Here is a 5,049-nt window from a genome sequence, read left to right as displayed (position 1 = left end):
AGGCGTGATCGCCCTGTGCATTGCGGCGGCAGTCGCATCGTTCGTCATACCGGGATAGGAAAAACGCCGGCTGCGCCGGTAGAAGGAAACAGACCATGTCAATTGCGAACAACAGTACCGATCCGCAGCACCTGCTGGGGCACCTGGCCAGCCAGCCTGTCGCAGCACCGTTCAAAGTGGATTTGTCGAAGCCGACCGACTTGGTTGAAGCGATGTTCGGGCCAGGCGCCAAGATCGTGCATCCGTGCGATGCATTTGCGCGCCGGGCAGGGTGTGCGGACTGGGCGTCTGCGGTGCAGGCGATGAAGGCAGGCAAGGTGCTGGTCGCGCAGGGCCCCAAGGTTGGAAAGTCGATGATGGACCTGATGATGTTCATTGAACAGGTTCGTTCCGAAGGACTCCATTCCTACGCAGACGACCTTGGCCGGATCTGGCTGGGGCTGAAAGAGAACTTTCCGCAGTCCGTGCTCGACCGGCAAGAGCAGGAACAGCATCTGCGTGACCTTCTCATTGGGCGGTAGAAAGAAACATGCCGAGTCGCCGGCCGCCACACTGGGACGAACCACTCTCGCCGCTGTGTGAACACGGCAACGGCTATAGCTGCAAGCATTGCCGCGAAGTGCTTCCTTTCCCGACAGAGCCGTTGCCTCACCAGACCGGGCATCGCCCCAGCGGGAGCAAGCACATTCGCAAGGTGGCGGCCTACAGGACCAGTGATAAGTGCGAAGGAAAGACGCCGGCACCGCGCGGGCTGACGAAATAGGACAACGACGATGAATGCAAAATATGCGCTGCCGGGGTTAGTTGATGCGGTTGGTAGTCTTTTGTGGATGCAGGTTGATCGCTATTCGTTTAGTTCGTACTGGTGGGTTTCAACGCTGATCGCTTTGCTGGTTGCCATGGCCTGGATGGTGGCAGACGGTAAGGCGGAAGGTTGATCGGAAGAACGGATAATGCGTGAGCACGTTGAAATGCAGCTCGGCGAGTGGTTCGTGCGCTTGTTCTGCAAGCTGATCGCACTCGGCGCCGCGATATGCGGGGCTGGTGGCTTCGCGATTATCGGGATGCGGACCATCCTGCCGCTGCTGGATGATGGCAGGTACGTCGAGACCGCGTGCGCAGCCATCGCGTGTGTCGCAGTGCTGTACGGACTCACTCCACTCGCTTTGGCCGTGGACGGATCGCTTCTCCATGCCTTCGGCATGGAGCCGTTGAAAGGGCTTCGACAGGACCCGAATCAAGAGCGATAGAGGGAAAGCCTCGGACGCCTGATCTGATCGTTGCCGCTGTGAAGGCAACAGTCGGACCCGAAAGGGGGTAGCCGGCCGGTGCCTTTTCGGGGATGCTGCGAGTTTTTCAAAATGCGTGTCGACGGCCCCTTTCCGGCGCCAAAGCAAGCTGCTACGATGCCCTTGCTTTCCGCGTCTTAGGCGCATCGATTCACACCAGTCTTTGGCTGGTATCTCTTCTCCCCCCCTTACGGGCCCTCACGCCCGTAGGTGTGATGGGCCCGTTTTTTTCGAGGCCCATCATGTTCAAGTCCTTTTTCTCCGCTGCTCTCGTCGCCTTCTGCGTTCTAGCATCTGGATGCGCTCTTCAATAGAGCTCGCCCGACGTCTACCGCGGCATGGAAGTCATGCGCCGCGGTGATGCCGAGCAGGTCACTGTTGTTCGCGTTCGCAATGTCACGATCACTGGTGACGATGGCTACATGTCCGCATCAAGCGGCATGCCCGGTCTCATCGGGGCAGGCATCAGCGCATTCCTCGGTGGCCGTTCCATCGGTAACGGCAATGGCCGCTATGTCGCCGGCGCAGTCTCCGGCGCCGTGGGCGGTGTGATCACGCAGCAAGTCTCCCAGGTGCTGAACAAGCGCCCGGGCGTAGAAGTCATCGTTCGCACGGATGCTGGGCGAACGTTGGTCGTTACCCAGGATGCCACGCAGCAGTTTGTGGCTCGGGAGCGTCTGTACATGATCTCCAGCGCGGCGGGCTTTCGCCTGACCCGCTGATCCTCTTGGTGGCCGCCGCAAGGCGGTCACCGCCCTGTTGGCGCTGCCAACGCTGCTCCCCCTCCACTCAATGGCCACCCCAACCACAGACGATCTGGCTGTCTATCGTCGGGATCACCGGACGCTGGAAGTCTTCAGCCACCTGACGCGTGGCCGCTGTTCCACCGTCTTCTTCTTCGAATTCAGTTCGCATCCCTCGATCGTTCCGTTCCTGATTCCCAGCTACATGCAGGGCATCACGACGGAGTTGATCCGGGAGGCGGGCCAACAATTCTTGCAACGCGAGGCGGCAGTACTGCCCGTCTAGCCGACCCATCATGAGCGAACAAAATCTCATCCGCTGCACTTCCTCGAAGTACCCAAATCCCGGCGAGGCGAGCGACGCTCTCTCGGGTTCCAGCTGCGTCCCGGGCTTTCGCTTCGGGTATGTCGATCAGGATCACCGAGTGGTGGTGTTCTTCGATGACGCACACCCGGAGAAACCTCTGCCCGAACGCAAGGGGCTGTTGCGCGTCACCGCGCGTGTTCCGCTGCCGCAGCTCCAGCGCTAGTCCGCGGCGCTCCATCCCATAGCAAGCCCGAGAGGGCTTGCCCAACTGCCAACAGTTGGGCAAGCGCTTTTGATCGCGTCACCGACGCATCGAGCTTTGTCTGGCATGCCCAGACTGACCTTGCCCCTGTTCCACGAATCCCATAACCGAGGGAATTAGGCAGCCCGGTGTTGCTGAGCTGCGGACCAGTTTTTCTCGAACGTCATGGGGCTGACGTAGCCCAGCGTCGAGTGGAGTCGGCTGGCATTATAAAAGCCAAGCCAGTCAATTACCTCGTCCATTGCGGCGCGGCGGGTAGCGAACTGGCGACCGTGCAGGCGAGCGACCTTCAACGACCCCCACAGACTCTCAGTCGGCGCGTTGTCCCAGCAATCGCCCCTGCGGCTCATTGACGAGCGCATGCCATACGCCTTCAGGGCGTCTTGAAACAGATGGCTGCAATACTGGCTTCCCCGGTCGGTGTGCACAATCACACCGGCTTCCGGGCGGCGCCGGAACCAGGCCATGCGCAGCGCGTCCGTGACCAATTCGGCCTTCATGTGTGGTTGCATCGACCAGCCAACCACCTGCCGGCTGAACAGGTCGATGATGACCACCAGGTAGAGCCAGCCTTCGGCGGTCGCCACATAGGTTATGTCGCTCGTCCAGACTTGATTGGGTGCTGCTGGGCTAAAGTCGCGTTGCAGCAGATTGGGGGCCACCGGCAAATCGTGGTTCGAGTTGGTTGTCGCGATGTACTTGCGCTTGTGGCGGGCACGGATGCCGTGCAGCGCCATCAGCTTGCGAACACGCTCCTTGCCCACCCGCACCCCACGCGCCAGCAGTTCCTTCCACATGCGCGGCCAGCCGTACTCCCCCTTGACCCCGGCGTGAATCGCCTTGATGTGGGCCAACAAGGCATCGTCACTGAGTCGGCCTCTATCTGGCCTGTCGGTGCTTACTGTGCGTTGCTTGCGCTGGTGATAGCCGCTGGGGCTGACCCCTAACAGCTCACACAGGACCGAGACCGGCCAGTAACGTCGGTTTCGCTCGATGAACGCATACCTCACACCGACTCCTTCGCAAAGTATGCTGCGGCTTTTTTTAAAATATCGCGCTCCATCTTCAAGCGCGCCACCTCCGCCCGAAGCCGGGCCAGCTCCATCTGCTCCGGGCTGACCGGCTTCATACCCGCACCAGTCAGCTTGCCTTCCCGCTCCGCCTTGACCCAGTTATGCAGCGTCTGCGCTCTGATGCCCAGGGTCGCGCTAACCACTGCCATGCTCTGCCCGCTCTTCACCAGCCGTACCGCTTCCAGCTTGAATTCCAGCGTGTACTGCGCCCGCTTTGTCTTGCTTGTCATCACATCTCTCCTTGCTTCAGTTTAACCTCAGCAAGGGATTCGTTTTGCGGGGGCAAGCTCAGAGGTTCGCGTCATGCAAGAGTTTTCTGGCAATGGCGCTGTGGCGCAGATCGTCGACGCGAATCTGGTGCATTTGCCGCCGTACTTCGTAATGCCGTACTTCGAGAACGGTGATGTTTCCAAACACACCGCTTTCATTCGGTCGCGTGCGGAGATAACCGAGCAGTACTTCATGCGGATGATCGACTGCATTGAGCAGCTGCATATGCGCGGCATTTTTCACCGGGACATCAAGCCACAGAACTTCCTGCTTGGCGGCGGCAACCTAGTTGTCTCGGATCTGGGATTGTGCACACAGCTTGATTCATCGACTATGTTCACGCGCCAATCGGATTGGGCGGGTACGCCAGGCTTCATCCCTCCCGAATTCCTCGACAATGGCGGGTTTCGGAACGCCGACGCACGTGGCGACGTTTTCATGCTGGGCGCGACATTTCGCAACATTCTCGCCGGCGCCCTGCCCATTCATCCAGCGATCCAGGCAATCCTCTCCCGCGCAACGGCACCGGACAAGTCGCGACGCTATGCCAGCTTGGCCGATTTACGCCAAAGCCTCCAGTCCGCGTTCGACGTCATTTTGAACCGCCAGCGCGGACAAGCCGGTGCACTTGAACTCAAACAGCGCGTCGTAGACAAATGGACGGCATCGCACGTCGCTGATCCGGGCGAAATCGGGACCTTCATCCAGACCCTACTCGCTGCTTCCCCCGCCGAACGAGAAACGATCTGCCTAGACCTGAAAGTGGAGATCTTCCAAGCGCTGGCGGCCTCTCCGTTACAACCTGGAGCACTTTCGCAGTTCTTGGACAGTTATCGCGAAATGGCAGAACACAGCAGCTATGGCTGGTCCTTTGCTGAGACCATCGCCGACAACTGCAAGATTCTCTTCGCGTCACCATACGTCGGCGAGGAGGATAAGGCAGAAGCGCTGCGAATCGCCGTGATCGCGGCCGAGCGCCAGAACCGCTTTGCGGCAATGGATACCTGCCGTGACATGATTGTGAGTGTGAGCGATCTCGGTCTCGCCCAACGCGTGCATGACTTGATGATGGAGTATGACTACTACTTCATGCAGAACATCGACG

Annotated in this window: 8 protein-coding genes; 7 read left to right on the top strand and 1 reads right to left on the bottom strand. The window is 59.7% G+C overall.

Annotation, left to right across the window (positions count from 1 at the left end):
* Positions 1 to 95 precede the first annotated feature (95 nt).
* The 6 genes from BG83_RS0116320 (at position 96) to BG83_RS0116300 (ending at position 2,562) form a co-directional block, all read left to right on the top strand.
* Positions 96 to 521, top strand: a complete 426-nt coding sequence (locus BG83_RS0116320; protein ID WP_012435688.1) for a hypothetical protein — start codon at positions 96 to 98, stop codon at positions 519 to 521.
* Between the two features lie 252 nt (positions 522 to 773).
* The gene (locus BG83_RS29695; RefSeq protein ID WP_012435690.1) at positions 774 to 938 is read left to right on the top strand and encodes a hypothetical protein; all 165 of its coding nucleotides are present in this window, start codon (positions 774 to 776) and stop codon (positions 936 to 938) included.
* Positions 939 to 953: 15 nt separating this feature from the next.
* The gene (locus BG83_RS0116315; protein WP_012435691.1) at positions 954 to 1,250 is read left to right on the top strand and encodes a hypothetical protein; all 297 of its coding nucleotides are present in this window, start codon (positions 954 to 956) and stop codon (positions 1,248 to 1,250) included.
* A gap of 377 nt (positions 1,251 to 1,627) precedes the next feature.
* The gene (locus tag BG83_RS0116310) at positions 1,628 to 2,011 is read left to right on the top strand and encodes a glycine zipper 2TM domain-containing protein (protein ID WP_012435692.1); all 384 of its coding nucleotides are present in this window, start codon (positions 1,628 to 1,630) and stop codon (positions 2,009 to 2,011) included.
* Between the two features lie 70 nt (positions 2,012 to 2,081).
* Positions 2,082 to 2,318 (top strand): hypothetical protein, encoded by a 237-nt coding sequence (locus BG83_RS0116305; RefSeq protein WP_012435693.1) that lies wholly within the window; start codon positions 2,082 to 2,084, stop codon positions 2,316 to 2,318.
* A 10-nt stretch (positions 2,319 to 2,328) separates the two neighbouring features.
* Complete coding sequence (locus BG83_RS0116300; protein ID WP_012435694.1) at positions 2,329 to 2,562, top strand: hypothetical protein; 234 nt, start codon at positions 2,329 to 2,331, stop codon at positions 2,560 to 2,562.
* A gap of 155 nt (positions 2,563 to 2,717) precedes the next feature.
* Here BG83_RS0116300 and BG83_RS0116295 read toward each other — a convergent pair.
* Positions 2,718 to 3,904, bottom strand: a protein-coding gene (locus BG83_RS0116295) for an IS3-like element ISRme13 family transposase (RefSeq protein ID WP_085960481.1) whose coding sequence is annotated in 2 segments (ribosomal slippage) — positions 2,718 to 3,649 and positions 3,649 to 3,904 — 1,188 coding nt in all. Because the reading frame shifts where the segments join, the coding sequence is not laid out codon by codon here.
* Positions 3,905 to 3,977: 73 nt separating this feature from the next.
* Between BG83_RS0116295 and BG83_RS0116285 the strand changes: the two genes are divergently transcribed.
* Positions 3,978 to 5,049, top strand: a 1,072-nt coding sequence (locus tag BG83_RS0116285; protein ID WP_024977751.1) for a protein kinase domain-containing protein, incomplete at its 3' end; no start/stop codon positions are given.

The sequence above is a fragment of the Ralstonia pickettii genome, assembly GCF_000607165.1.
GTDB lineage: Bacteria > Pseudomonadota > Gammaproteobacteria > Burkholderiales > Burkholderiaceae > Ralstonia > Ralstonia holmesii.
This window is presented reverse-complemented; position numbering and strand designations above follow the sequence as displayed.

Coding starts and splice junctions, on each gene's coding strand:
- BG83_RS0116320 (WP_012435688.1), top strand. CDS start 96: ATGTCAATTGCGAACAACAGTACCGATCCGCAGCACCTGCTGGGGCAC.
- BG83_RS29695 (WP_012435690.1), top strand. CDS start 774: ATGAATGCAAAATATGCGCTGCCGGGGTTAGTTGATGCGGTTGGTAGT.
- BG83_RS0116315 (WP_012435691.1), top strand. CDS start 954: ATGCGTGAGCACGTTGAAATGCAGCTCGGCGAGTGGTTCGTGCGCTTG.
- BG83_RS0116310 (WP_012435692.1), top strand. CDS start 1,628: ATGGAAGTCATGCGCCGCGGTGATGCCGAGCAGGTCACTGTTGTTCGC.
- BG83_RS0116305 (WP_012435693.1), top strand. CDS start 2,082: ATGGCCACCCCAACCACAGACGATCTGGCTGTCTATCGTCGGGATCAC.
- BG83_RS0116300 (WP_012435694.1), top strand. CDS start 2,329: ATGAGCGAACAAAATCTCATCCGCTGCACTTCCTCGAAGTACCCAAAT.